This is a genomic window from Candidatus Limnocylindrales bacterium (assembly GCA_035559535.1).
Classification (GTDB): Bacteria; Moduliflexota; Moduliflexia; order Moduliflexales; family JAUQPW01; genus JAUQPW01.
Genome location: DATMBG010000050.1, coordinates 1 through 23,423, shown reverse-complemented (window position 1 = coordinate 23,423; position 23,423 = coordinate 1). Strand labels below are relative to the sequence as shown.

General features: G+C 44.3%; 23 protein-coding genes and 1 pseudogene. 23 read left to right on the top strand and 1 reads right to left on the bottom strand.

Annotated elements, in window-relative coordinates; genetic code table 11:
- The first annotated feature begins 92 nt into the window (after nucleotides 1-92).
- The 12 genes and pseudogenes from ffh (at nucleotide 93) to VNM22_18265 (ending at nucleotide 9,522) form a co-directional block, all read left to right on the top strand.
- Complete coding sequence (gene ffh / locus VNM22_18320) at nucleotides 93-1,421, top strand: signal recognition particle protein (protein HWP49116.1); 1,329 nt, start codon at nucleotides 93-95, stop codon at nucleotides 1,419-1,421.
- Between the two features lie 95 nt (nucleotides 1,422-1,516).
- A complete protein-coding gene (gene rpsP, locus VNM22_18315) occupies nucleotides 1,517-1,822 on the top strand; it encodes a 30S ribosomal protein S16 (GenBank protein HWP49115.1) in 306 nt (101 codons plus the stop codon).
- Between the two features lie 75 nt (nucleotides 1,823-1,897).
- Nucleotides 1,898-2,128, top strand: coding sequence for a KH domain-containing protein (locus VNM22_18310; protein ID HWP49114.1), 231 nt, complete (start codon nucleotides 1,898-1,900; stop codon nucleotides 2,126-2,128).
- A gap of 47 nt (nucleotides 2,129-2,175) precedes the next feature.
- Nucleotides 2,176-2,706, top strand: coding sequence for a ribosome maturation factor RimM (gene rimM / locus VNM22_18305; protein ID HWP49113.1), 531 nt, complete (start codon nucleotides 2,176-2,178; stop codon nucleotides 2,704-2,706).
- A complete protein-coding gene (gene trmD, locus VNM22_18300) occupies nucleotides 2,707-3,414 on the top strand; it encodes a tRNA (guanosine(37)-N1)-methyltransferase TrmD (protein ID HWP49112.1) in 708 nt (235 codons plus the stop codon). It begins immediately after the preceding gene.
- A 74-nt stretch (nucleotides 3,415-3,488) separates the two neighbouring features.
- Nucleotides 3,489-4,076: an RNA methyltransferase gene (locus VNM22_18295; protein ID HWP49111.1), complete on the top strand. Its 588-nt coding sequence runs from the start codon at nucleotides 3,489-3,491 to the stop codon at nucleotides 4,074-4,076.
- A gap of 105 nt (nucleotides 4,077-4,181) precedes the next feature.
- Nucleotides 4,182-4,520: pseudogene (gene rplS / locus VNM22_18290) on the top strand (50S ribosomal protein L19).
- A 240-nt stretch (nucleotides 4,521-4,760) separates the two neighbouring features.
- A complete protein-coding gene (locus VNM22_18285; GenBank protein HWP49110.1) occupies nucleotides 4,761-5,390 on the top strand; it encodes a ribonuclease HII in 630 nt (209 codons plus the stop codon).
- A gap of 104 nt (nucleotides 5,391-5,494) precedes the next feature.
- Nucleotides 5,495-6,130, top strand: a complete 636-nt coding sequence (plsY, locus tag VNM22_18280; protein ID HWP49109.1) for a glycerol-3-phosphate 1-O-acyltransferase PlsY — start codon at nucleotides 5,495-5,497, stop codon at nucleotides 6,128-6,130.
- 10 nt (nucleotides 6,131-6,140) lie between these two features.
- A complete protein-coding gene (locus tag VNM22_18275) occupies nucleotides 6,141-6,428 on the top strand; it encodes a hypothetical protein (GenBank protein HWP49108.1) in 288 nt (95 codons plus the stop codon).
- Nucleotides 6,429-6,437: 9 nt separating this feature from the next.
- Nucleotides 6,438-7,346, top strand: a complete 909-nt coding sequence (gene era / locus VNM22_18270) for a GTPase Era (protein ID HWP49107.1) — start codon at nucleotides 6,438-6,440, stop codon at nucleotides 7,344-7,346.
- Nucleotides 7,347-7,371: 25 nt separating this feature from the next.
- On the top strand, nucleotides 7,372-9,522 hold the full coding sequence (locus VNM22_18265) for an adenylate/guanylate cyclase domain-containing protein (protein HWP49106.1): 2,151 nt from the start codon (nucleotides 7,372-7,374) through the stop codon (nucleotides 9,520-9,522).
- A gap of 104 nt (nucleotides 9,523-9,626) precedes the next feature.
- On the opposite strand, the gene glgA is transcribed toward VNM22_18265, so the two are convergent.
- Nucleotides 9,627-11,081, bottom strand: a complete 1,455-nt coding sequence (glgA, locus tag VNM22_18260) for a glycogen synthase GlgA (GenBank protein HWP49105.1) — start codon at nucleotides 11,079-11,081, stop codon at nucleotides 9,627-9,629.
- Between the two features lie 227 nt (nucleotides 11,082-11,308).
- Between glgA and VNM22_18255 the strand changes: the two genes are divergently transcribed.
- The 11 genes from VNM22_18255 to VNM22_18205 all read left to right on the top strand — a co-directional run.
- Entirely contained in the window at nucleotides 11,309-11,656 is a 348-nt protein-coding gene (locus VNM22_18255) for a molybdopterin dinucleotide binding domain-containing protein (protein ID HWP49104.1), read from the top strand.
- On the top strand, nucleotides 11,640-12,926 hold the full coding sequence (locus VNM22_18250) for a formylmethanofuran dehydrogenase subunit B (protein ID HWP49103.1): 1,287 nt from the start codon (nucleotides 11,640-11,642) through the stop codon (nucleotides 12,924-12,926). Before VNM22_18255 ends, VNM22_18250 begins: the two co-directional genes overlap by 17 nt.
- 68 nt (nucleotides 12,927-12,994) lie before the next feature.
- The gene (locus VNM22_18245) at nucleotides 12,995-13,453 is read left to right on the top strand and encodes a DUF1097 domain-containing protein (protein ID HWP49102.1); all 459 of its coding nucleotides are present in this window, start codon (nucleotides 12,995-12,997) and stop codon (nucleotides 13,451-13,453) included.
- Between the two features lie 13 nt (nucleotides 13,454-13,466).
- Nucleotides 13,467-15,092 (top strand): formylmethanofuran dehydrogenase subunit A, encoded by a 1,626-nt coding sequence (locus VNM22_18240; GenBank protein ID HWP49101.1) that lies wholly within the window; start codon nucleotides 13,467-13,469, stop codon nucleotides 15,090-15,092.
- A 144-nt stretch (nucleotides 15,093-15,236) separates the two neighbouring features.
- Nucleotides 15,237-16,139, top strand: a complete 903-nt coding sequence (gene fhcD, locus VNM22_18235) for a formylmethanofuran--tetrahydromethanopterin N-formyltransferase (protein ID HWP49100.1) — start codon at nucleotides 15,237-15,239, stop codon at nucleotides 16,137-16,139.
- An 8-nt stretch (nucleotides 16,140-16,147) separates the two neighbouring features.
- On the top strand, nucleotides 16,148-16,954 hold the full coding sequence (locus VNM22_18230; GenBank protein HWP49099.1) for a formylmethanofuran dehydrogenase subunit C: 807 nt from the start codon (nucleotides 16,148-16,150) through the stop codon (nucleotides 16,952-16,954).
- Nucleotides 16,951-17,931, top strand: coding sequence for a methenyltetrahydromethanopterin cyclohydrolase (gene mch, locus VNM22_18225; protein ID HWP49098.1), 981 nt, complete (start codon nucleotides 16,951-16,953; stop codon nucleotides 17,929-17,931). The genes VNM22_18230 and mch overlap by 4 nt, the downstream gene beginning before the upstream one ends.
- A gap of 123 nt (nucleotides 17,932-18,054) precedes the next feature.
- Entirely contained in the window at nucleotides 18,055-20,250 is a 2,196-nt protein-coding gene (locus VNM22_18220; protein HWP49097.1) for an ATP-binding protein, read from the top strand.
- Nucleotides 20,247-21,152, top strand: a complete 906-nt coding sequence (locus VNM22_18215; GenBank protein ID HWP49096.1) for a RimK family alpha-L-glutamate ligase — start codon at nucleotides 20,247-20,249, stop codon at nucleotides 21,150-21,152. Before VNM22_18220 ends, VNM22_18215 begins: the two co-directional genes overlap by 4 nt.
- Nucleotides 21,153-21,176: 24 nt before the next feature.
- Entirely contained in the window at nucleotides 21,177-22,091 is a 915-nt protein-coding gene (locus VNM22_18210; protein ID HWP49095.1) for a metal ABC transporter ATP-binding protein, read from the top strand.
- Nucleotides 22,088-23,423 (top strand): metal ABC transporter permease (locus VNM22_18205; GenBank protein HWP49094.1); only part of this gene is annotated, 1,336 nt, incomplete at its 3' end. The genes VNM22_18210 and VNM22_18205, both read left to right, overlap by 4 nt.

Sequence of the window (23,423 nt, the reverse complement as noted above, 5' to 3'; positions counted from 1 at the left end):
TTGCGTAATCTTGATAAAGACATCAACATGGTAGAATTTTCTTATTTCTTGCCCCAATCTCAGAATTCAGAAGCGTTTTACGCGTTTAATCTATGTTTGATAACCTATCTAACAAATTACAAATTACCCTTAAAAAGCTTAAAGGGCATGGAAAGCTGAGTGAGCAAAATATTAAAGAGGCCCTAAGGGAGGTTCGTCTGGCTTTACTGGAGGCCGATGTTAATTTTAAAGTCGTTAAAGAATTCGTGGACAGGGTTCGGGAGCGGGCCATTGGCCAGGAAGTGATGAAAAGTCTAACCCCCGGTCAGCAACTGGTTAAAATTGTCCATGAAGAACTTACCGGGCTGATGGGACAGGACCGGGCCAGATTAGCCTCCGCATCCACACCTCCGACGGTGATTTTACTGGTAGGACTTCAGGGTTCCGGAAAAACGACTACGGCAGCCAAGCTAGCCAACCTTTTGATGAAAGAGGGTTTCAAACCTTTGTTGGTCGCTGCGGATGTGTATAGACCTGCCGCCATAAAACAGTTGGAGGTATTAGGGACTCAGATCCATGCACCGGTTTATTTAAACTTAGAAGAGAAAGATCCTCGCGTCATCTGTAAAGAGGCTTTGCAAAAAGCTAAATCCCAGGGATTGACTCATCTGTTGGTTGATACGGCGGGTCGACTTCACATCGATCAGGCTTTGATGGAGGAGTTAAAAGATCTCAAAAAAATTCTGGCTCCTTCTGAAATACTTCTGGTGGTCGATGCCATGACAGGTCAGGATGCTGTAACGGTGGCCGAACGGTTTAATGAAGACCTGGCCATCACCGGAGTTATTTTAACCAAACTGGACGGTGATGCCCGGGGGGGGGCTGCCCTATCTATTAAGGCGGTCACCCAGAAACCTATTAAATTTATCGGAACGGGAGAAAAGCTGGAGGGGTTGGAACCTTTTCATCCTGAACGCATGGCCTCCCGAATCTTAGGAATGGGAGATGTGCTCTCCTTGATTGAAAAGGCAGAGCAGTCCCTGGATGAAGAAAAGGCTCGAGAATTAGAGAAAAAAATTAAAGAACGTTCTTTTACCTTAGAGGATTTTCGAGATCAGTTGAGGCAAATCCGGAACATGGGTCCTTTGGACCAGCTTCTGGAAATGATTCCAGGATTCAGTACTCTAAAGGCCAGCAAGAATATCCAGGTAGATGAAAAGGAATTGGTTAAAATTGAAGCTATGATTAATTCCATGACCCCTAAGGAACGGAATAATTATAAAATTATTAACGGGAGCCGAAGAAAGCGAATTGCTCTGGGGAGTGGGACCACAGTTCAGGATGTCAATAAGTTGCTTAAGCAGTTCGACCAGACCCGGAAAATGATGACCAAATTGGTAGATCAGGAAAAAAAGTTTGGAAAAATAAGATTTCCCTTCTAAATTTAGCCGTTGCAAATTGTAAATCTAAGTTTTATCTTCTCAATTGGAATTATCTTTGTAACTTTCCTTTTATTTCATAACAAGGAGGTGAGGGGGTGGCTGTAAAAATAAGACTTAGACGCATGGGGGCAAAAAAACAACCTTTTTACCGTATCGTAGTGGCCAATTCAACCAGCCCAAGAAATGGAAAATATATCGAAGCCATTGGAACTTATGATCCTAAAAAAGATGTCGATGGGATCCATATCAATATAGAACGTGCTCAATATTGGCTGTCTAAAGGAGCTCAGCCTACGGATACGGTAAGTCGGTTTTTTAAACAAAGAAAAATTAAGCCGGCTCCTTTAGGAGAAACTTCTAAACCTCAGGAGAATAGCGAAGTTAAAACAGCCGAAACTTAAGTATAAGTTTTTTGGCCTTTGAAATCTTTATTTTTAAAGATTCTAAGGGTAGTTCTTAACCCGGAGGTCGCGTTCATGAAAGAGCTGATCGAGTATATTGCTAAATCATTGGTTGATAATCCAGATGAAGTGGAGGTGGCAGAGGTTGAAGGAGAAAAAACCACTGTTATAGAACTCAAGGTTGCCAGGGAAGATTTAGGTAAAGTAATCGGAAAGCAGGGACGTACAGCTAGAGCGATGCGAACCATATTAAACGCTGCCGGAACCAAAATGAAAAAACGTGCCGTTCTGGAAATCCTGGAATAAAAGTTTTATCCCTAGCTAAAGCTAGGGATTATTGTCCACTAAAGCCGATGACGAAAGATGAACGGGGGGGTGAAGAACTCCTTTCTATAGGAAAAATCTTAAAACCCCATGGTGTTCGCGGTGAAGTTAAAGTTCTTCCATTAACAGATTTTCCTCAAAGGTTTGATCTGCTTTCTCATATTCAAGTTCTTACCCGGGATCATCGGATCTTAAATCTCACGATCCAAAAGGTAAGGTATGACAAAAATTTTGTTTACCTTAAGTTTAAGGAGTATACTTCCCCGGATCAGGTGAAGGATCTCAGAGGAGGCCTTCTAAAGATCAAACGCTCAGAGGCTGTGGATTTACCAGAAGGGCAGTATTTATACTTCGACATTATTGGACTATCTGTACGTACGGAAGCTGGACAAGAGCTAGGAGTCGTCGAAGATATATTCTCGACGGGAAGCAACGATGTCTATGTAGTTAAATCCCAACATAAAGAACATCTCATTCCAGCCACAACGGAAATCATCAAAAAGATCGATCTGGCTGAGAAGGTCTTGATCATCCATCCTTTAGAAGGCTTATTGTCCTGAATGACATTTCATGTTATCACTTTATTCCCAGGTATTATACGAGGCGCTTTACAGGATAGTATACTTAAAAAGGCTCAGGATAAAGGACTTATTCGGGTAGAAGTCTATAACCTGAGAGATTTTGCCCAGGGTAAACATCGTATCACCGATGATTATCCCTATGGTGGCGGTGAAGGGATGGTCCTAAAACCGGAACCCCTTTTTGCTGCCGTACACCATATCTGGGAACGAACTTCTGATAAGCCTAAGGTGATTTATCTGACCCCGCAGGGGACTCTTTTGTCTCAAGCCCTTGCCAAGGACCTGGCCCAACATAAGAGCCTGATCCTAATCTGTGGGCGATATGAAGGGATCGATGAAAGGGTGCGACTTCATCTTGTGGATCAAGAAATCTCTATCGGAGACTATGTTTTAACCGGTGGTGAGCTGGCAGCTTTGGTACTCATAGATGTTACCTCCAGACTTATCCCAGGGGTTGTGGGTAATGAAAACTCGGTTAAGCGGGAATCCTTTTACGATAACCTGCTGGATTATCCCCATTACACAAGACCTAGAGAATTTAAAGGAATGAGAGTTCCAGAAGTTCTCCTGTCGGGAGATCATAAAAAGATTGAACAATGGAGAAAACAACAGGCTCTTCAACGGACCTTGGAACGTAGACCGGATCTGATCAAAGATAAAGACAAACCTATGAAGGAGGAAGGCTAGTGAAAACGTGGGAACCCAGGACGCGGTGACCTCCGAAAATCTCCGCATCCGTGTCCCCGCGCCGCTACGTCTCTGTGTACCAGCACGTCTATCTGGCTCTTATCCATTATCCGGTCTATGATAAACATCGGGCTATTGTAGCTACTTCGATAACCAATTTTGATATCCACGATATATCCCGAACAGCCAAAACCTATGAGGTCGGTCATTACTATCTGGTAACGCCCCTCAAATCCCAACAGGAATTGGGTAAACGGATTATCCGACACTGGCATGAAGGCCTGGGAGGCCGATATAATCCTTCCAGACAGATAGCCATGCTTAAGACTTCTATTATAGATTCCCTTGAAACGGCTAAACGAGAAATCCTGGAAAAATGGCTTACACCTCCGATCCTTATCGCAACCCATGCCAAAGTCCCGGAAGGATTCGAGGAAAAATTAATAACCTTTCGGCAATTAAGAACCGACCTTCAAAAAAATTTAAATCAACCTTATTTGATCTTATTCGGTACAGGATATGGGTTGACAGAATCCACCTATAAGGAAGTAGATTTTATCCTGGAACCTATTCGAGGTGTAGCGGACTATAACCATTTATCTGTTCGAAGTGCGGTGGCGATTATCTTAGATCGTTTACTGGGCCATCGTGAGGAATCCTGATAGGGCCACAAAAGACCTTTAAATTAAAGCTCAGAACCAGGGGCCAGCAGAGTGAACCCGTAGGTTCCAGATTCTGACTCCTGAATTCTGATTCTGAAAAAGAAGATGGATTTCATCAGAATGATTGAAGAAGAGCAGCTCAGAAAAGATATCCCTGATTTTGGTCCCGGGGATACGGTTAGAGTGTATGCAAAGGTAAAGGAAAAAGGAAAGGAACGGATACAAGTTTTTGAAGGGATTGTCATCCGAAAGACAAAAGCCCGAAATCGATCCACTTTTACAGTCCGAAAAGTTTCCTTTGGGGTGGGTATTGAAAGGATTTTTCCACTGCATTCTCCCAACATTGAAAAAATTGAAGTGGTACGTACGGGTAAAGTAAGACGGGCAAGGCTTTATTATCTAAGGAAGAAGAAAGGCAAGGCCGCCCGGATAAAAGAGCAAAGAACCACTTTGCGCATCAACGAACGGGAAGCTTTAACCACTGAGCAGACGGTAACAACACCGGATCAAGAACCTTTCGCTCCACAGGACACCGAACAATCTGAAACCGGGGCCAATACCTGATACAACGAGTTTTAATCCTGCTTATGGAAATTGGCCTGGGAGGTCTGTTGTATCCTGGGGTGGAAACAAGGAAAGAGAAAAACCGGAGTTTATAACACCCCCCACCGTAGATGATGGGCCATGGACCACGGACACGACATGCTGTACTACGAGCGATTGGCCTATGCCCAAGGGGCCAGATACGTAGCCGGAATTGATGAAGTTGGCCGGGGATGCCTGGCAGGCCCTGTGGTGGCCTGTGCCATTATTTTCCCTCCCCATACCTTTATCGAAGGGGTTAAGGATTCTAAAAAGCTCTCCCCTGAAAAGCGAGAATACTTATTCGATCTTATTCAAAAACAGGCCCTCGGAATCGGAATCGGAATCGTCGAAGAGAGTGTTATCGATGAGATTAATATTCTACGGGCTACCATCAAAGCCATGGAGAAAGCTGTCCAGGCCCTTCAACCTTGTCCCGATCATCTTTTAATCGATGCCCTCTTTTTGGAGAATTTTTCCATTCCCCAGTTTGCCATTAAAGAAGGAGATAACATAAGCTTTTCCATCGCAGCGGCTTCTATTGTTGCCAAGGTTACCCGAGATCGAATGATGATCGCCTATTCGGAACAATACCCCCAGTATCAGTTTTCAAAACATAAAGGTTACGGAACCCCGGAGCATCTTGAAGCCATTGCCAGATATGGACCCTGCCCCCTCCATCGGAAAAGCTTCCGCGGGGTCAAGGAATACTGTAAAGAATTAAATTCCTGATGGGTTCCAGAACCACTCTCCTACTTACCTCTTCCAAAGTATTTTAATACAACTTTTTGATTGACTTCGTGACTCCCCGCAGATATCTTACAGGTAGAAAAGGCTTGTTTCATTTTAGGGGAAATATCTTTTCTTACTTTCTAATGAGCGGGTTCATTTTAATTGTGATTATTGCCTATTTACTCGGATCCATTCCTTTTGGAATGATTGCGGCTACCCAAAGAGGGATAGATATTCGAAAGTACGGGAGTGGCAATATCGGAACGACCAACGTACTTCGCACGTTGGGGGCCAAAGCGGCTGTCATAACCCTCATAGGAGATATTCTAAAAGGAACCCTGGCAGTTCTTATCATGAAGGGGTTTCGGGGAACGGAAATATGGATAGCCCTGGCCGGGCTGGCAGCCATTATCGGCCATAACTGGCCTGTATTTCTTAAGTTTAAAGGAGGTAAGGGGGTAGCTACCAGTTTTGGAGTATTCTTGGGGATATGGCCGCTAGCCGCCCTGGTAGGCGCCGGGATCTGGCTAACGGTAGTAAGCATCTGGCGATACTCCTCACTGGGGGCTCTGGTTTCTTTCCTTTGCCTACCTTTTTTAATCTATAAATTTAACGGCCCAAATACTTATATCGGTCTTTCAGTACTCGTGGCTATTCTTATCGTCTATCGCCACCGCGACAATATCAAACGCCTGTGGCAAGGTACCGAAAGCAAGATAGGTCAAAAGGTTAAAGTTTAACGGAGTTATTATGCACGTAACCAGTTTTGAAGAAGTCATCAGGCAGATGCCGAAAGATTTAAAGGCCACAGAGGCTATTGCAGAAATTAACAGCGTCTTTTCTCTGGCTACCCATAAAATGGAGGAATTCAAATCACAATATAACTTGAATACCCCCCAGGGAGCCAAGGCCTTTTGGGACTTGGTAGAAGAAATTATGGATACCATCACCAAGATTTGTGATATTTATCAAGTGGCTAAAGAAGCTAGAAAGCAAAGGGTACAACCTTCACTGGATGATCGAGATACCCTGGCATAACCAAAAGAAATGTTAGAGGAAACAGGAAAATCTTTTAAATCCGGATTTATTTCCATCATCGGAAGAACTAATGTCGGGAAATCGACTCTACTTAATCAATTGGTAAAGCAAAAGATTTCCATTATTTCTGATAAACCCCAGACGACCCGAAATAGAATCGTCGGGATCTATACCACCGAACGGGCTCAACTCATTTTTGTAGATACCCCTGGGTTTCATAAGCCTCAATTTAAGTTAAATGAAATGATGATGGAAATTGCCCGAAAATCCCTGGAAGGTGTAGATATCATCCTGTATGTTGTGGAACCCGAGGAAAAAGTAGGTGCTGGGGATCAATACATCCTGGCTCAACTGCAAAAAATAACCACTCCGGTGATTTTAGTAATCAATAAAATCGATACCATCCAGAAGAACCGGATTCTACCCGTCATTGAGGTCTACCGCCATCTTTATCCTTTCCGGGAAATTGTACCTGTGTCTGCTCTAACCGGTGAAAATATTGAAACCCTCCTCGATTGCTTAATCGCCTACCTTCCAGAAGGACCTAAATATTATCCGGAGGATATGATTACAGATCAACCCGAACGGGTGATCATGGCAGAGCTCATTCGGGAGAAAATCCTCCAAAAAACTCAAGAAGAAATTCCCTATTCTGTTGCCGTTGTGGTAGAGAAAATGGATTATAACCAGGAACGAAATTTATACACCATCCAGGCCACCATCTATGTAGAAAAAGAGTCCCAAAAAGCTATCGTGATCGGAAAAGGCGGTCACCTGCTGAAACAAATAGGAACGTTAGCCCGTCAGGAGATGGAAGCCATATTGGGAAGTCAGGTATATTTAGAACTCTGGGTAAAGGTAAAGAAAAATTGGCGAATGGATGAAAGATCTCTGAGGGCTATGATTTATCAGGCTTAAGTGAAGCAAAGCCTTCCCATAGGCTATGAATAAATTTGTTCGTTTTGATCCCAGGTTTCATATAGAACGACTTCCCATGCGATATTCTATGGGAAACCTCTCGACTATCCGGGATCTTTTTTGCTCTCAGAAGGACTCCTCGGGCTCCCAACTCCCGATCCTCCCCCCCAAAATAGAGATTATCGATGATAAAAATACAGAAGGCTATCTGGTAGAAATTCCGGCCAATCTCAGTATTACCCTAAAAGACTTTGTAAATCAGAGTATCCAGCAGATTCAAGGACGTTACAAACCCAATTACGATCCCAACAATCCCGTTTTAGTCTCTTATATTCAGAAGCGCCAAAACTGCATCACCCAACTTCAAAATATCTTGATCGAAGTCCTCGAGCAAGAAAGGCGATTGGGTATCTATAATCTCTTTTGGTTAACCATTTCTAAAGCCATCCTGCGAGCCATTCACGAAGTTCTGGCGGTAAGTAAAATAGAAGATCTATCCGATGGTTTTTCCTTTCCTGTTACCTCCCAGGCCCAAAAAATAGTGAATACTTACAAAATCCATCTTCATCATATTTTTAATGATGTACTTTTGGAAACCCTCAAGCAGGTAGATGCCCATTTTCAAAAGGAAGATGAACAAAGACGTAAGTCTCTGCCGTACTTTACAGGAACTAAAAAGTTAAAATTAGGCGCCAGCTTCAATTATCAATTCTCTATGGCCATTATCCAGGCCCAGGCCCACATGATTTTCCCGGATCTAAAGAATACTTCCACAAACACGTTACTTCAACACTTATTGGTGGAAGAAAACGAACGATATCACACCAATTATACCGATTTTAACAAAGTTTATACAATGTTTAAAACCCGGATTGAACAGGGGATTCGAGAGAATGATCGAACTCTCCTGAGGGCTATCTCGACCTTTTTGCGGGTTCCTATCCATGCGGTGAGTGAAATCCCCCTGGACGTTATTCTGTTTGAGCCGGTGGTCATATCCTACCTGTCCGACGAGATCAAAGAGATGCCCTACGATCCCCCCGCAGAAACTCGAAAAAGATTCTTCCGAAGGCGTCTGAAACGACTCATAGATTTGTTTGGAGAAGATGTCTGGGAAATGATTTTATACGATTATATCAGTCTGGCCGACGACCTGAGAAAATCCGAAATCATTGCCTTCTTTAGGGATCGTATATCCATCGTTCTATCCGGTAAAAGTTTTGGAACTCCAAGACTTCGTCGGGTAGGCGTATCCGAGAAATCGGAGACTACAGAAAAGATTACCTACAATTTTAATCCCGGACAAAAAATTATCAGTGATTTAAGAAATGTCACACTCCTGTTCCTAGACCTGCGAGGTTATACCGAGGTTTCGGGAGATATTACCTCAGAGGCGCTAAAGCAGAACCTGTATAGATTCTTTGATCCAACCATGGATATCATCGACCATTTCCATGGAAGTATTAAATACTATGCAGGAGACGGTATTCTGGCAGCTTTTAGTTCTGGTCCCTGGAAAGATTATCATGGGCTTAATGCAGTCCGGGCCGCTGTTGAGATTCAAAAGGTCTTTAAAGCCCTCAAAGATGAAGGAAATATGATATTCCAGGGTATGGGGATTGGAATCCACAGTGGTCCCATTGAAGATGCTTACTTTTTCTTGAATCCCATCGATAAAAGCACAACGGTCATCGGTTTTACGGCCAACCTGACCAGTAGACTTTCATCGGGTAAGACGGAACGTAGAAAACAAAAGTGGGATATTCAATCCATATTTACCCTCAATGAATATTTAATGAATCGTGCCCAGTCGAGTCGACGGGATTCTACAACCCTGGCCATTTTTGAAGAACAGCTTTTACAAATCTTAGACAACATTCAAGAAGAAAAATTAAAAGAAGAAAAGTCCCAGGCCCCTCAGAAGGAATTCGAGGTTAGCGTGGTAAAAGGGGTTCTTAATAACAATGGCATTGCCCTCAGTGATACTACCTTTCAGTTTATTCGAGAAACAAGTCCTTTAAAAGAAATTCCTTCCCAAACCACTATAAATTACCTATATGAGGATAAGGCGATCGGGGAGGAGATCCTTTTCAAAAAGGCCGGGGACGCAAGTTTCAAGGGAGTAGAGGGAAAGTTTCCCATCTGGGGGGTTTACCTGAACCGCTGGATAAAGTAACAGCTAGAAGGTATGGGGGTGTGGGAGTGTGGGGGTATAAATGTCTTCCACACTTCCACACTCCCACACTTCCATACTTCCACACTCCCACACCCCCATACCTTCTATCTCTCAAGCGCCCGTTCGTAGAGCTTGATATACTCTCCGGCCGATACATCCCATGAGAAATTCTTCAACATTCCATTTCGCATAAGCTTGATCCAGCCGGTCTTATTGGTATAAAAGTTTAAGATCGCCGGGTAAATAGCATTGAGAAGCTCTTCAGGAGTAGGTCGGAGAAATTTAAAGCCTGTCCCCTGACCTGTGGTAGGATTGAAATTTTCAACGGTATCATCCAATCCTCCGGTAGCCCGCACGATAGGAACCGTTCCATACGCCAGGCTATACATCTGATTTAACCCACAGGGTTCGTACCGGGAGGGCATCAGGAACATATCGGCTCCTGCCTCGATTTTATGGGCCAGAACGTTATCATACTTTAGGGCCACGCCGATTTTTTGAGGATATCGAGCCTGGGCCGCCTGAAAAAATTCATGGGCCCATTTATCTCCGGTACCTAAAAGAACCAATTGAATGTCCAGTTCCATGATTTTATCCAGAACATCTGCAACCAGGTCAATCCCCTTTTGTTCGGCCAGTCGCGTAATCATACCGATCAGAGCAACCTCACTTCGCACGGGAAGTTTATATTCTCTTTGCAAATCACTTTTACAAATAGCCTTCCCACTCAGGTCATCCACATGATAATTGGCTGCAATAAACTTATCGATGGAAGGATGCCATTCTTCGTAATCGATTCCATTAAGGACCCCGTATAAATCCTTTTTTCGAGTTCTCAAAAGACCGTCCAGACGGTGTCCAAACTCCGGAGTTTGAATCTCCTCTGCGTATTTTCGACTCACGGTGGTAAGAATATCGGCGTAGATAATTCCTCCTTTCAATAAGTTTAAATCTCCGTAAAACTCGAGTTTTTCATGGTGAAAGAACTCCCAACCCAGTCCAAGCTTTACAATTTCGTATTTATTGAAAATCCCCTGATAACCCAAATTATGGATGGTAAAAACCGTTTTGGTCCTATCAAACCAGGGATCCTGCTTATAAAGGGATTTGAGATAGACCGGGATCAAAGCCGTTTGCCAATCGTGGGCATGGGCGATATCCGGCTTAAAACCTGAGATCTTGCACGCTTCCAAAACGGCTCTGGAAAAAAAACCGAATCGTTCTGCATTGTCTGGATAATCCTGATTGTTAGAGTCTACATATAAACCATCCCGATCAAAATAATGATCCTGCTGAATAAAATAAACGGTTACGCCCTCTTCCAATTCGGTCCTCCAGAGACCTCCCTGGACCATTCTAGAAGCCATGGGAATCGATATATTCCCCTCCATTTTCTCGAGCTGAAATCGGCCCACATCCACCTGGCGATATTTAGGCAACATCACGGCGACTTCACAACCCCGTCGGGCTAAAGCCTTAGGAAGAGCCCCGGCTACATCTGCAAGCCCTCCTGTTTTTGCAAAAGGTACAACTTCTGAAGCGGTAAAGAGTATCTTCATTGCTTTAAAGGAATAAATATTCAGGGATAGGTCGTAAAGGAATGGAGTTCCTACAACCTACAACCTAAATTTTTCTTGAAATCCTTGAAAACTCAGTTATTCCTAAGATGTGAAATTCGGAAGAGAATGTCAACCCCAATTTTTTGGTTATTTGCCTGGTAAGTTGCCACTTGACAGATCGAAATATTAAAAGTAAGTTGAAAACATCGATAGGGGGGTTAAAAGGGATGTCTCAGTCAAAATTTATACTCATTACAGGGCGTACTACCAAGCAGGGTACTACGATCCATGTGGGTAAAGAATCTCCGGAATTTGTTGAAGAGACCTCCACAGTAGAGATGAATGAGGCGGATATGAAGCGAAAAAACCTTCAGGATGGAGATCTTATCCTTGTGAAGTCTGAGTATGGAAGGGCTATTTTAAAATGTAAAAAATCCGATATTCCGGAGGGGCTTATTTTTTTAGCTTACGGTTTACCGGTCAGTTCCCTTATAGGAACCGATACCCAAAGTATTGGCATGCCGGATTCTAAAGGTATGGAGGTCGAGATAGAAAAATATGGAGAAAATAAGTGATGTAACGTGTTTATTTTGTGGGGTTACCTGCGATGACCTGGAAGTCTTCGTAGAAGGAGATACGATTAAGGAAGTAAAGAATGCCTGTATCTTAGGTAAGGCGACTTTTATGAATCATAAAGTAGATGTAGCAACCCCACGTATTAAAGGTAAGGAAGCTTCTATAGAAGCGTGTATTGAAGCATCTGCGGAAATTCTCTCCCAATCCCATTTTCCCCTTATTTACGGTCTGGCTTCTACGGAGTGTAATGCCCAGCGAAAAGCTATTGAGCTAGCAGATCTGATCGGTGCGAGCATCGATACCACTTCATCGGTATGCCATAGTCCTTCCCTTCAGGCTATTCAGATTGTGGGAGACTCTACGTGTACCTTAGGTGAGATAAAAAACCGGGCAGATTTGCTGGTTTTTTGGGGATGTAATCCGGCTGAAGCACACCCGCGACATTTTACGCGATATTCGGTAACCCCTAAAGGGTATTTCGTGCCGAAAGGGAAAAAGGACCGGCAGGTCATTCTGGTAGACGTACGAAAAACCCCCAGTGCCAAGGCAGCGGATCAGTTTATCCAGATCCGACCCGGATCGGACTACGAGGTTCTAACGGCAATGCGGGCTCTTTTGAAAGGGGAAGAACTGGAGGTGGAAGAGGTAGGAGGGGTACCGATCCCGATCTTAAAATCTCTCCTTGAGAAGCTTAAGACCTGCAAATTCGGTTCAATTCACTGGGGGATGGGCCTTACCATGAGCCGGGGGAAACATATGAACGTTATGGCTCTCTTACTCCTGGCCAGAGATCTTAACCGATTTACCAAGGTAGTAGCCTCTCCCATGAGAGGTCATGGAAATGTAGTAGGAATTGCCACCGTTTTAACCTGGCAGACGGGCTATCCCTTTGCGGTAAACCTCAGTAGAGGGTTTCCCCAATATAATCCTGGAGAGTTCAGTTCCGTCGATCTTCTGGCTCGAAGAGAAGCCGACGCTGCCCTCATCATTGCTGCGGATGCCTTCGCCAACTTTCCTAGAGCCGCTGCCGAACATTTATCGCGTATCCCAACCATTGCCATAGATGCTAAAGAAAGTATGACCACTAAAATAGCTACCGTGGTTATCCCTACTGCTCAGGCTGGAATTAGTGCCCCAGGATTGGCATATCGGATGGATCATATCCCTATTCCCGTCAAAAAAGTCGTCGATTCCCCCTATCCTTCCGATCGAGAAGTTCTGGAACGAATCATTGAAAAGGTCCGGTCAAAACTACAAAACCGAGCATAGAAGATGGAGGACTGAAGAGTCCGGTCTGGAGTTCTCTATTTTCTATCCTCGCTGTTTACTCTACTCCCATGTCACGGATCATATCTGGCATTATCCTGGGACTCTTGTTGGGTATTTGGACTTTCATCGCCATACGTCACGCCTATCCGATATGGCAGGTAATGATCGCTACGGGGTGTTTTTTCGCAACAGCCGGAAAACTGGACGGGCTTTGGAAAGTTCTTGTAACCCTGCTATCCGGCATTCTTTGGATCTTCTTGACCATGTGGATTTTTACAGAACTGGGGTTGGGTCGGTATAATCTTCCTGTGGCTGTAGGGGTAACAACTCTTATTATCTACGCTCAAACGGCTCTATGGTTTCTGTCTCTCATTACGGCTGCCCTGTGTGGAGCGGCTATTCATTTTGGAACAGTTCTTAGGGGAGATCCATGGTGGCATAGTATAATGGCTGTAATTATCGGACCGATCCTGGGTTACCTCGCCGAACTCATAGGATCCTTTATCATTAAGAGAGATCAAACTTAAAAGAAGTCGACCTATGCTTAAAATTATTAACGGGGAAGTTTATGACCCCCTAAATGGAATTAACGGGGTCATCAAGGAGATTTGTATCCGAGATGGTAAAATCGTTGACGAAGTACCGAACACGGCTGAAATCATAGACGCTTCAAATCTGGTCGTGATGCCGGGAGGTATAGATATCCACAGCCATATCTCCGGGCTTAAAGTTAATGCCGGACGGGGACTGAGACCAGAAGATCATCGAAGAATGGTAATTCCAAAAACCAGGATCACCCGATCCGGAACCGGGTATACTATTCCTTCTACCTTTGCAACGGGTTACCTTTATACAAAATTGGGCTATACCACAGTTATGGAAGCGGCTGTTCCTCCCATTGGAGCCCGACATACCCATGAAGAACTCAACGATACCCCCATGATCGATAAGGGCTGTTATATCGTTCTGGGGAACAATGAGTTTATTCTGAGATACCTGCAGAAAGGGGAATATGAAAAGGCCAGGGATTACACCGCCTGGCTTCTCAATGCAACAAAGGGTTATGCCATTAAGATAGTAAATCCGGGTGGCGTTGAGAATTGGAAATATGGTCAAGATGTATCGGGACTGGATGATAAGGTCAACCATTTTGACGTCACACCCCGACAGATTCTTACCGCTTTAGCTCAGATTAATGAAGATCTCCATTTACCCCATGGCGTGCATATCCATTGTAACAACTTAGGGGTGCCGGGTAATTATCGAACAACCTTAGAAACCTTACATGCCCTGGAAGGGAAACGGGTTCATTTAACCCATGTTCAATTCCATAGCTACGGCGGGGAAAACTGGGGTGGATTTGCCTCCAAAGCTCCTGAAATTGCCGAATATCTTAATCAACACTCCCACGCCACCATTGATGTCGGCCAGATCATCTTTGGAGATACTACGACCATGACTGCCGATGGGCCCTGGCAGTATCGCCTCCATAAAATTTCTGAAAAAAAGTGGTACAACAGTGACGTAGAACTGGAATCGGGCTGTGGAATCGTTCCTTACGTATATAAGGAAAAGAATTTTGTTAATGCCATTCAATGGGCTATCGGCCTGGAACTCTTTTTGCTCATCAAAAATCCCTGGCAGGTTTTTATGTCCACAGACCATCCCAACGGAGGACCTTTTATTTTTTACCCTTATATCATCCGTCTGCTGATGGATAAAAACTTTCGAGATGAAATGATCAAGCGGGTTCATAGGAGAGTTTTAAAGGACACCGTCTTGCCTCACATTACCCGGGAATATTCCCTTTACGAAATTGCTATCATTACCCGAGCAGGTCCCGCAAAGGCCCTGGGCCTCACCCATAAAGGCCATCTCGGAGTTGGAGCCGATGCAGATATTGTCCTTTACCCAAAATTGGAGAACAAAGAGGAAATGTTTGAAAGGCCGGTCTATGTCCTCAAGGAAGGAGAGGTTATTTTACAGGAAGGACAGATTTTAAAGGACTGGACAGGAAAAACAATTTTCGTGGAATTGCCTGAAAATAAAGCTTTTCAGAATGAAATCCGAGACGATTTTGAAAAATACTATACGGTCGAGTTTTCGAATTACCCTACCGGATTGGAAACTTTTACCAGGTATGAGAGTGTAAAAGTATCTAGTTAACTCCCTGCGTTTGCAGTTTTTAAAAATCCACGAAGAGTATAGAGGTATAGGAGTATGGAAGTGTGGAAGTATGGGAGTAAATGCTTCCACACTTCCATACTCCCATACTTCCACACTCCCATACTTTCTCGGTCCTTTCTTTAAATGGAAATCAACGGCGTATTTATCGAAGATACCTATGCCGAAGCTTTTGCCATGCAGGTCAGCCGGGTTTTGATTACGGCTTTGAATGAAAAGTGGGCCTTTGAGGCAGCCCGAAGTATGACTGGGTTTGCCACTTCTGTTATCGGTTGTGGTGGTGAAGCCGGGATTGAGGGGATTGAAACCCAGGAAACTCCAGATGGTCGTCCGGGAGTTAATGTTCTCTTCTTTGGAACTTCCAAAAAGAATCTTCAAGGCCAGCTCATCCAACGGATTGGCCAATCTGTTATGACCTCTCCGACATCGGCTTGCTTTAATAATCTGGAAGGAGAGGAGTGGGTTTCGGTGGGAGGTAAACTTCGGTTTTTCGGGGATGGTTTTCAAATCAGTAAAGTCATTGATGCTGCCATTAACGGTAATCGGGAACGGCGATTCTGGCGGATTCCGGTCATGGACGGGGAATTTCTGGTTGAGGATAAATTTGGGATAAAATCTGCCGTGGGGGGTGGTAATTTTTTTATCATGGGAGAACAGGTAGAAATTACCCTGGAAGCCGCCGAAAGAGCCGTTGACGCCATGAAAAAAATACCCGGCGTCATTATGCCTTTTCCCGGAGGGATAGTACGAAGTGGAAGTAAAGTAGGCTCCAGGTATAAGTTTTTGGTCGCCTCTTCCAACACGGCCTTTTGCCCAACCATTCGTAGGCAGACCCCTTCCCAGGTCCCAGATGACGTAAACTCGGTTTTAGAAATCGTTATCGACGGTACGACTCCGGAAGCCATCGGGGCTGCTATGAAAGCCGGAATTCAAGCCGCCTGCATCCCGGGGATCAAAAAAATATCGGCCGGAAATTACGGCGGAAAACTGGGAAAGTATCACTTTTACCTGCGCAAAATCCTCGAATAAAATCGGTTATGATTTTACTCAAACTCAAGGAGAAATACGATATTCCCATAGAAGCTGAGATTATCTCACCGGATATCTTCTTTGATAAAACCCACGCCGAGCTTTGTGGTTTACCCCTTTATTATGGGAATAAAGAAAAAAAGTTGGGGGAAGTCTTCGAGGTAGAGGGGGAAAAATCCGATCAGATTTACCTGGAAGGGGACTTATCCAAGATTAAGAAAATCGGCTTTGGAATGAGCCGAGGTAAGATCTCCATCAAAGGGAATGTAGGGTTACACCTGGGAGCCTTCATGAAAGGTGGGGAAATCTTTGTGGAAGGGGACGTCGATAGTTGGGTAGGGGCAGAGATGACAGGTGGACTTATCCGTATCAAAGGAAATGCCGGAAACCGGGTGGGAGGGGTTTATCGAGGAACGACAGTCGGAATGAACCGGGGAACGATTATTGTTGAAGGAAATGCAGGCTATGAGGTCGGAAGCTTTATGCGGCGAGGCCTTATCGTAATTCTGGGAAATGCAGGAGACTTTACCGGAAGTTATATGATTGCCGGAACGATTTTTGTCTTTGGAACTCTAGGTGCCAGAACGGGAGCCGGTATGCGGCGAGGAACCATCGTGACCTTTAATCCGGTCTCGTTACTCCCTACTTTTAAGTATGATACGACTTATACTCCAGACTTTCTAAAGGTTTATTTCCACTTTTTGAAAAAACAGGGGATTTCGATTAAAGAAGAATACCTTAAAGGACCCTATAGACGTTACCATGGGGATATCAGTGAATTGGGTAAAGGGGAAATATTGGAGTTTGCTGCATGAAGTTAAACCTAAACCTGAACCAGAACGCCCGTAAACTTTTTGATTACGTCGTCGCCAATGCAGAGTTCCTCAAAGTGAGGGTTATAACGTTGTCTAATGGAACTACAGTTATCGATGCCGGGGTTGAAAGCGTGGGAAGTTGGACGGTGGGAAAGTATTTTGCGGAGATTTGCCTGGGAGGTCTGGGGAATGTTCAGTTTACCCAAATCCATCTAAAGGAACTTTCCCTTCCAGGAGTTCAGGTCGTCGTCGACTGGCCGGTTCTTGGATGTATGGCTTCTCAATACGCCGGGTGGAAGATAGAAATCGATAACTATCTGGCTATGGGTTCCGGTCCGGCCAGGCTCCTTGCCCGGGTAGAAAAATTGTTTTCTCAGATCGATTATCAAGAAGAATCTTCCACCGCCGTGATCGCCCTGGAAAGTTCCGGTTTACCCGGCGTCGAAGTAGCCCGATTTATTGCAGAAAAATGCCACATTAAACCGGAAAATCTCTCCATCATCGTTGCTTCCACCGACAGTTTGGTTGGATCTATTCAGATCGCGGCTCGGGTTGTGGAGACCGGTTTGCATAAAATGCTCGAATTAGGATTTGATCTCAATAAAATCCTGACCGGGTCCGGCACATGTCCTATAGCCCCTGTCATAAAGAACCCTTTAAAGGCTATCGGTCGAACCAATGATTGTATTTTATACGGTGGAGAAGCCTATTACACCCTGGAGGGTAGCGATTCAGAAATTACCCAAATCCTAACCCAGATACCCGCTTCAAGTTCCAAAGATTACGGCATTCCCTTCTACGAACTCTTTCGCCGTTATCAAGATTTTTACAAAATAGATCCGCTCCTATTTAGCCCTGCCCGAATAACGTTGAATAACATCTCCAGTGGAAAAGTTTTTCAAGCCGGTCAGATCAACGAAAGACTCCTGGCCATCTCCTTATTCCAAGAATCTGAGTGTTCTGTTACTACCATGTGAAATTTTCTTATTGACATTCTACCTAAAAAATTTTAACCATACCCCTTGAGGGATTCATGGCTAAAAATGCTTTATTTATCAGTCTCCCACAGGGAAATATTTCTTTTATTTTAAAAACTTTCCATGGAAGAAGAAAATAAAACAAAGGAACAATTGTTAGAGGAATTGGCGGCCCTTCGTAAGGAAATAACCGAGTTGAAAAAGAAGCATGCAGGGGTAGAGGAAAAGCTCCGCAAACAGCATTCTTATCTGGCTGCTTTACATGAAACTACCCTTGCTTTGATGAATCGGTTGGAGTTGAACGATTTGCTTGAAGCGATTATCACACGTGCCGGTGTGTTATTAGGAACCCCCCATGGATATATTCATCTGGTTGAACCCGGAGAAGCAGAAACGGTTATGAAGATAGGCACGGGAATTTATAGCCATCATATTGGCTTTCGGCATAAACCTGGGGAAGGCTTAATCGGAAAAGTCTGGCTAACCGGTCAACCCCTGGTAGTAGAGGACTATCATACCTGGTCCGGTCGTTTGCCAAATTCCCCTATTGACGACTTTCGAGCTGTGGTCGGGGTACCGCTTAAATCCGGATCCAAAGTAGTAGGCGTATTGGGTTTAGCCTATCTTGAGAGAGGTCGGGCTTTTAAAGACGAGGAGATTGAATTACTGAATCGATTTGCCCAATTGGCTTCCATCGCCCTGGACAATGCGCTACTTTACACCTCGGCACAGCGAGAATTAGCCGAGCGTAAACAGGCTGAAGAGGCCCTGGCTGCCGAAAAAGAGCAGTTGGTCGTGACTTTATGTTCCATTGGAGATGGGGTTATTACCACCGATATAGAAGGAAAAGTCGTTTTACTCAACCCTGTTGCAGAAAAACTGACCGGTTGGACTCAACAAGAAGCTGCAGGTAAGCCTTTGCAAGAGGTCTTTCATGTTGTTCAGGATAAAACCCAGGAACCTTATGAAAATCCCGTAGAAAAAGTAATAAAAACCGGGATCCCTACCGATCTTGCCTACCCTGCCGTTCTTATAGCCAGAGATGGAACCCGGCGAATTATTTCAGATAGCGGAGCTCCCATTCGAAATAGAAAAGGTCAGATTATCGGGGTAGTTTTGGTTTTTCGGGACATCACGGAAAAGCAAAAAATAGAAGAAGAGCGCCTGAAAGCCAGTAAGCTGGAATCTATAGGTGTCCTGGCCGGTGGCCTCGCCCATGATTTTAATAATATTCTGACCGCTATTTTGATGAATATCTCTTTGGCCAAGAAATGCGCTTATCCTCAAGAAGAGGTATTCAAAAGACTTACCGAAGCGGAAAAAGCTTCTCTGCGGGCAAAAGATTTAACCCAACAATTGCTTACCTTCTCTAAAGGAGGGTTACCGGTAAAGAAAACGATTTCCATAGCCCAATTAATCAAAGATTCGGTAAATTTTGTCCTCAGAGGTTCCCCCGTGCGATGTGAATTTTTCCTTTCAGAGGACCTCTGGCCGGTAGAAGTGGATGAAGGACAAATGACCCAGGTAATCCATAATCTTGTTATCAATGCCCAACAAGCCATGCCCCAGGGAGGAGTTATTCAAATATACGGTGAGAACGTGGTGATCGGTGTAGAAGAAGCCGGCTCAGGGTTGCCTCTGCCCGCCGGAAATTATATAAAAATATCCTTAAAAGATCCAGGCGTGGGTATACCCGAAGAGCACCTGACTAAGATCTTTGATCCTTATTTTACAACCAAAGAGAAGGGGAGTGGTCTTGGGCTTACGACAGTATATTCAATTATCCAGAAACATGACGGGTATATTACCGCACAGTCTAAATTAGGAGCAGGAACAACTTTCCATCTTTATCTTCCTGCTTCGCAGAAGCATATCCCGACAGAGAAAAGAGTAGAAGAAAATCCTCCTTCAGGTAAGGGGAAGATCTTGATTATGGATGATGAAGACATTGTTACCGAAGCAGTTAGCCAGATGTTGAGTTATATGGGATACCAGGTAGAAGTTGCTAAAGATGGTTCTGAAGCGATCCAACTCTATCAGAGAGCTAAAGAACTCGGACAACCCTTTCAGGTAACGATTATGGATTTAACCGTCCCGGGTGGGATGGGAGGTAAAGAAGCCATCGCCCGATTGAGGGAAATAGATCCCCACGTCAAAGCCATTGTATCCAGTGGTTACTCCAATGACCCGGTCATGGCTAACTTCCAACAATACGGATTTAGTGGCGTTATTGCTAAACCCTACCGATGGGAAGAGTTAAGTAAGTTATTACATAATCTGGCTATTTATCAAGATAAACCTCCTGCCATAACCCCATGATCAAAGTCGGTATCCTCACTTCTGAAATTGGCTGGCACATTGAATCCCTTCAAAAAGCCCTTACTCAAAGAGGTATTTTATCCCATTGTTTTCCCATTACAAGGTTAATGGCCAGGGTTTCTGATAAACCCAGGGTTACTGTTGAAGATCAGCAACTCGAAGACTACCAGGCCCTCCTAGTTCGAATTATTCCCGGTGGCTCTCTGGAGCAGATCATCTTCCGAATGGACGTACTGCACCGACTGGAAGACCTGGGTGTCATGGTAATGAACGCACCTGCCGCCATTGAGAAAACGGTGGACAAATACTATACCTCTGCTATATTAGAAGATAATAAAATATTAACTCCTAAAACCATTGTAGCCGAGAATTTTGATGATGCCATGAAGGCCTTCCGAGAGTTGGGAGATGTGGTTGTAAAACCTTTATTTGGGTCGGGAGGCAAAGGAATGGTTAGAATTTGCGATGAAGATATCGCATATCGGACCTTCCGGGCTTTGGAACTCGGGGGTTATGTATTCTACCTGCAGGAATATATCCCCCATGATAATTACGATATTCGGGCCTTTGTGGTAGGAAACCAGGTTGTGGCGGCTATGATTCGACGTTCAAATACCTGGAAAACAAATATCGCCCGAGGCGCTACGGCTGAGCCTTATGTTTTGGAGGATCAACTGGTTGAAATGAGTTTAAAGGCCTGTCACCTCCTACAGGTAGACTATGCCGGTGTAGATATACTCAGATCCACCGGCGGTCAATATTATCTCATTGAAGTCAACAGCATCCCAGGCTGGGCCGGGTTACAACAAACAACTCCGATAAATATTGCAGAGAAAATCGTAGAGCACCTGATAGATAAATACCATACGTGGAGGCATGGAGACATGGGAATATACAGATAAGGCCAGGAATCAACTCCAGATAATATGTTGGCTGCTTTAATTTTGAGTTCCCATGTCCCTGTGTTTTCCCTATATTCTGATATTTTGAAACCTCTCATCGAATTTAAGGATGTAACCCTGGGTTATGGTCGTCGGATCGTACTGGAAAATATAAACCTCAAGATTCATTCGGGAGATTTTTTTGGAGTTGTAGGACCTAATGGATCCGGTAAGACCACGCTTCTCAAGGCCATTTTGGGAATTCTAAAACCTCTGAAGGGAAAGATTTTTACCGCCCAAACCAGGCCGAAGGAGAATAAAAATTTAACCCCTGCTTCCGGAGAAGTCCAGGGAATAGAAATCCCGAAATCAAGGTCTGGCTTTCTCTCTTCGATTTTTTTCCCTCAATCCTCCATTCCAATTTCTTTAGGATATGTTCCCCAGCACAGCGAACTGGATCCAATTTTCCCTCTTTCTGTTTTGGATATTGTTCTCATGGGTCGATTTAAAAAATTAGGCCCCTGGAAAAAACCCGGACAATTAGATCAAGAAATATCTTTACAAAGCTTAGAGCATGTAGGTATCGTAGATCTGGCCTCGAAACCCTTTCAAGAGCTCTCGGGTGGTCAGAAGCAACGTACGCTCATCGCCCGAGCTCTGGCAACCGAACCTCAAATATTGGTTCTGGATGAACCTACCAGCGGAATGGACTTAAGCTCAGAAAAGAGTATGATGGAATTGATTCAAGCCCTTCATGAGCAAGACGGTTTGAATATTATCATGGCCTCGCATAACCTTAACTTAGTTGCCAATTACGCCGAAAAAATAGCCCTTATTCATCAAGGTATTGTAACCGGACGTACCGATGAAATTCTCTCGGATGAGATCTTGAGTAAAGTTTATCAAATCAAGGTATCGGTTCGGGAGGTAGATGGAACCAAAGTCATATTAACAAAATGATCATACTAGAATATCTCCAACAACCTTTTTTTAGAAATGCTATTATTGCAGGTCTCCTTGTCGCAGGACTTTGCTCCTATCTAGGGGTTTATGTGGTTCTTAAACGTATTGTGTTTGTCGGGGCTGCCCTGGCCCAGATTTCTTCGGCAGGAGTAGCCTTGGCCCTTTTACTCGGTTTTAGCCCAATCCTTTTTTCTCTTTTGTTTAGTATCCTGGGGATAACTCTCTTTTCGCTTATTCCTTTTCGAAAAAAGATTCCAATGGAAGGAATCATTGGGGTAAGCTATGTCTGTGCCTCTGCTTTAGGAGTTTTATTTGTAGCCAAAAATCCCGTCGGAGAGGCTCGTGCCCTAAGTTTCCTTTTTGGAAATATACTGACGGTTCCAAAGGCAGAAATTGTACTTTTAATATTCATAACCTTTGGAATAGGTTTAATCCACTATCTCTTTTATAAAGAGTTTATCCTGGTCTCCTTTGATTATGAAATGGCCCGGGCCCAGAAGATTCCGGCAGGTTTTTGGGATCTGTTACTATATATAACCCTGGGTATAACTATTGCGTTTTCTATTAAATCTGCGGGAATCCTCATCGTGTCTGCTTTTTTGGTTATTCCCGCTATTACGGCCCGACTTACCACCAACAAGATTAAGTGGATCTTTGCATTGGCCATCCTTTTCGGTGCCCTGGCCACTATCCTGGGTTTGTATCTGTCTGTTATTTTCGATCTCCCGTCAGGTTCCGCTATTGTTGCCACCTCGGTGGGTATTCTTATCTTAATAACCGGTTTTAATCTTTTCAAAGATTTGCCGGGACGCTTGAGAATGTCCCTGGTTCTCGTTTCCCTTGGACTCAGTTTGCTTTTACCTTTACGCAGAGCTATCGCAGAAACCCCTTCACCCCAAACTCCAGAATCGCAATCGGTTCCTTTACTACAACAACCGCTTCCTCAGCAACCCTCCCGGTCATCCGAGGGTGGGCTACAAATCCCCAATACCGGACCACTTCAACCACCTCCTCCGCAACCTTCCCAGCAGCGAATGGGATTTCTTCAATCCCTCAACCCGGATATACGGGTAGAGGTTAATTTCGTCGGAAATAGAACTTTTAACGGAGAAGGGCCGGGAGCAGAGTCAGACATACTTCGAAATCGATTCACCGTGAAAGAGGTCGAACTTGGATTTCAAGCCTCGATAGATCCTTATGCTCGAGCCGATGTGTTCTTCTCCGGAGAAAACCTTTTAGGAGATGAAAGTGAAGTCGGCCTGGAAGAAGCCTGGTTGACCTTGATTCGACTCCCCCTGGGCGCCCAGGCCAGACTTGGTAAGTTCCGAT

Coding starts and splice junctions, on each gene's coding strand:
- VNM22_18240 (HWP49101.1), top strand. CDS start 13,467: ATGCTTAAAATTATTAACGGGGAAGTTTATGACCCCCTAAATGGAATT.
- mch (HWP49098.1), top strand. CDS start 16,951: ATGAAGTTAAACCTAAACCTGAACCAGAACGCCCGTAAACTTTTTGAT.
- VNM22_18250 (HWP49103.1), top strand. CDS start 11,640: ATGGAGAAAATAAGTGATGTAACGTGTTTATTTTGTGGGGTTACCTGC.
- VNM22_18220 (HWP49097.1), top strand. CDS start 18,055: ATGGAAGAAGAAAATAAAACAAAGGAACAATTGTTAGAGGAATTGGCG.
- VNM22_18265 (HWP49106.1), top strand. CDS start 7,372: ATGAATAAATTTGTTCGTTTTGATCCCAGGTTTCATATAGAACGACTT.
- VNM22_18275 (HWP49108.1), top strand. CDS start 6,141: ATGCACGTAACCAGTTTTGAAGAAGTCATCAGGCAGATGCCGAAAGAT.
- fhcD (HWP49100.1), top strand. CDS start 15,237: ATGGAAATCAACGGCGTATTTATCGAAGATACCTATGCCGAAGCTTTT.
- VNM22_18255 (HWP49104.1), top strand. CDS start 11,309: ATGTCTCAGTCAAAATTTATACTCATTACAGGGCGTACTACCAAGCAG.
- trmD (HWP49112.1), top strand. CDS start 2,707: ATGACATTTCATGTTATCACTTTATTCCCAGGTATTATACGAGGCGCT.
- VNM22_18230 (HWP49099.1), top strand. CDS start 16,148: ATGATTTTACTCAAACTCAAGGAGAAATACGATATTCCCATAGAAGCT.
- glgA (HWP49105.1), bottom strand. CDS start 11,081: ATGAAGATACTCTTTACCGCTTCAGAAGTTGTACCTTTTGCAAAAACA.
- VNM22_18245 (HWP49102.1), top strand. CDS start 12,995: ATGTCACGGATCATATCTGGCATTATCCTGGGACTCTTGTTGGGTATT.
- rimM (HWP49113.1), top strand. CDS start 2,176: ATGACGAAAGATGAACGGGGGGGTGAAGAACTCCTTTCTATAGGAAAA.
- VNM22_18215 (HWP49096.1), top strand. CDS start 20,247: ATGATCAAAGTCGGTATCCTCACTTCTGAAATTGGCTGGCACATTGAA.
- VNM22_18285 (HWP49110.1), top strand. CDS start 4,761: ATGGACCACGGACACGACATGCTGTACTACGAGCGATTGGCCTATGCC.
- ffh (HWP49116.1), top strand. CDS start 93: ATGTTTGATAACCTATCTAACAAATTACAAATTACCCTTAAAAAGCTT.
- VNM22_18210 (HWP49095.1), top strand. CDS start 21,177: ATGTTGGCTGCTTTAATTTTGAGTTCCCATGTCCCTGTGTTTTCCCTA.
- VNM22_18310 (HWP49114.1), top strand. CDS start 1,898: ATGAAAGAGCTGATCGAGTATATTGCTAAATCATTGGTTGATAATCCA.
- era (HWP49107.1), top strand. CDS start 6,438: ATGTTAGAGGAAACAGGAAAATCTTTTAAATCCGGATTTATTTCCATC.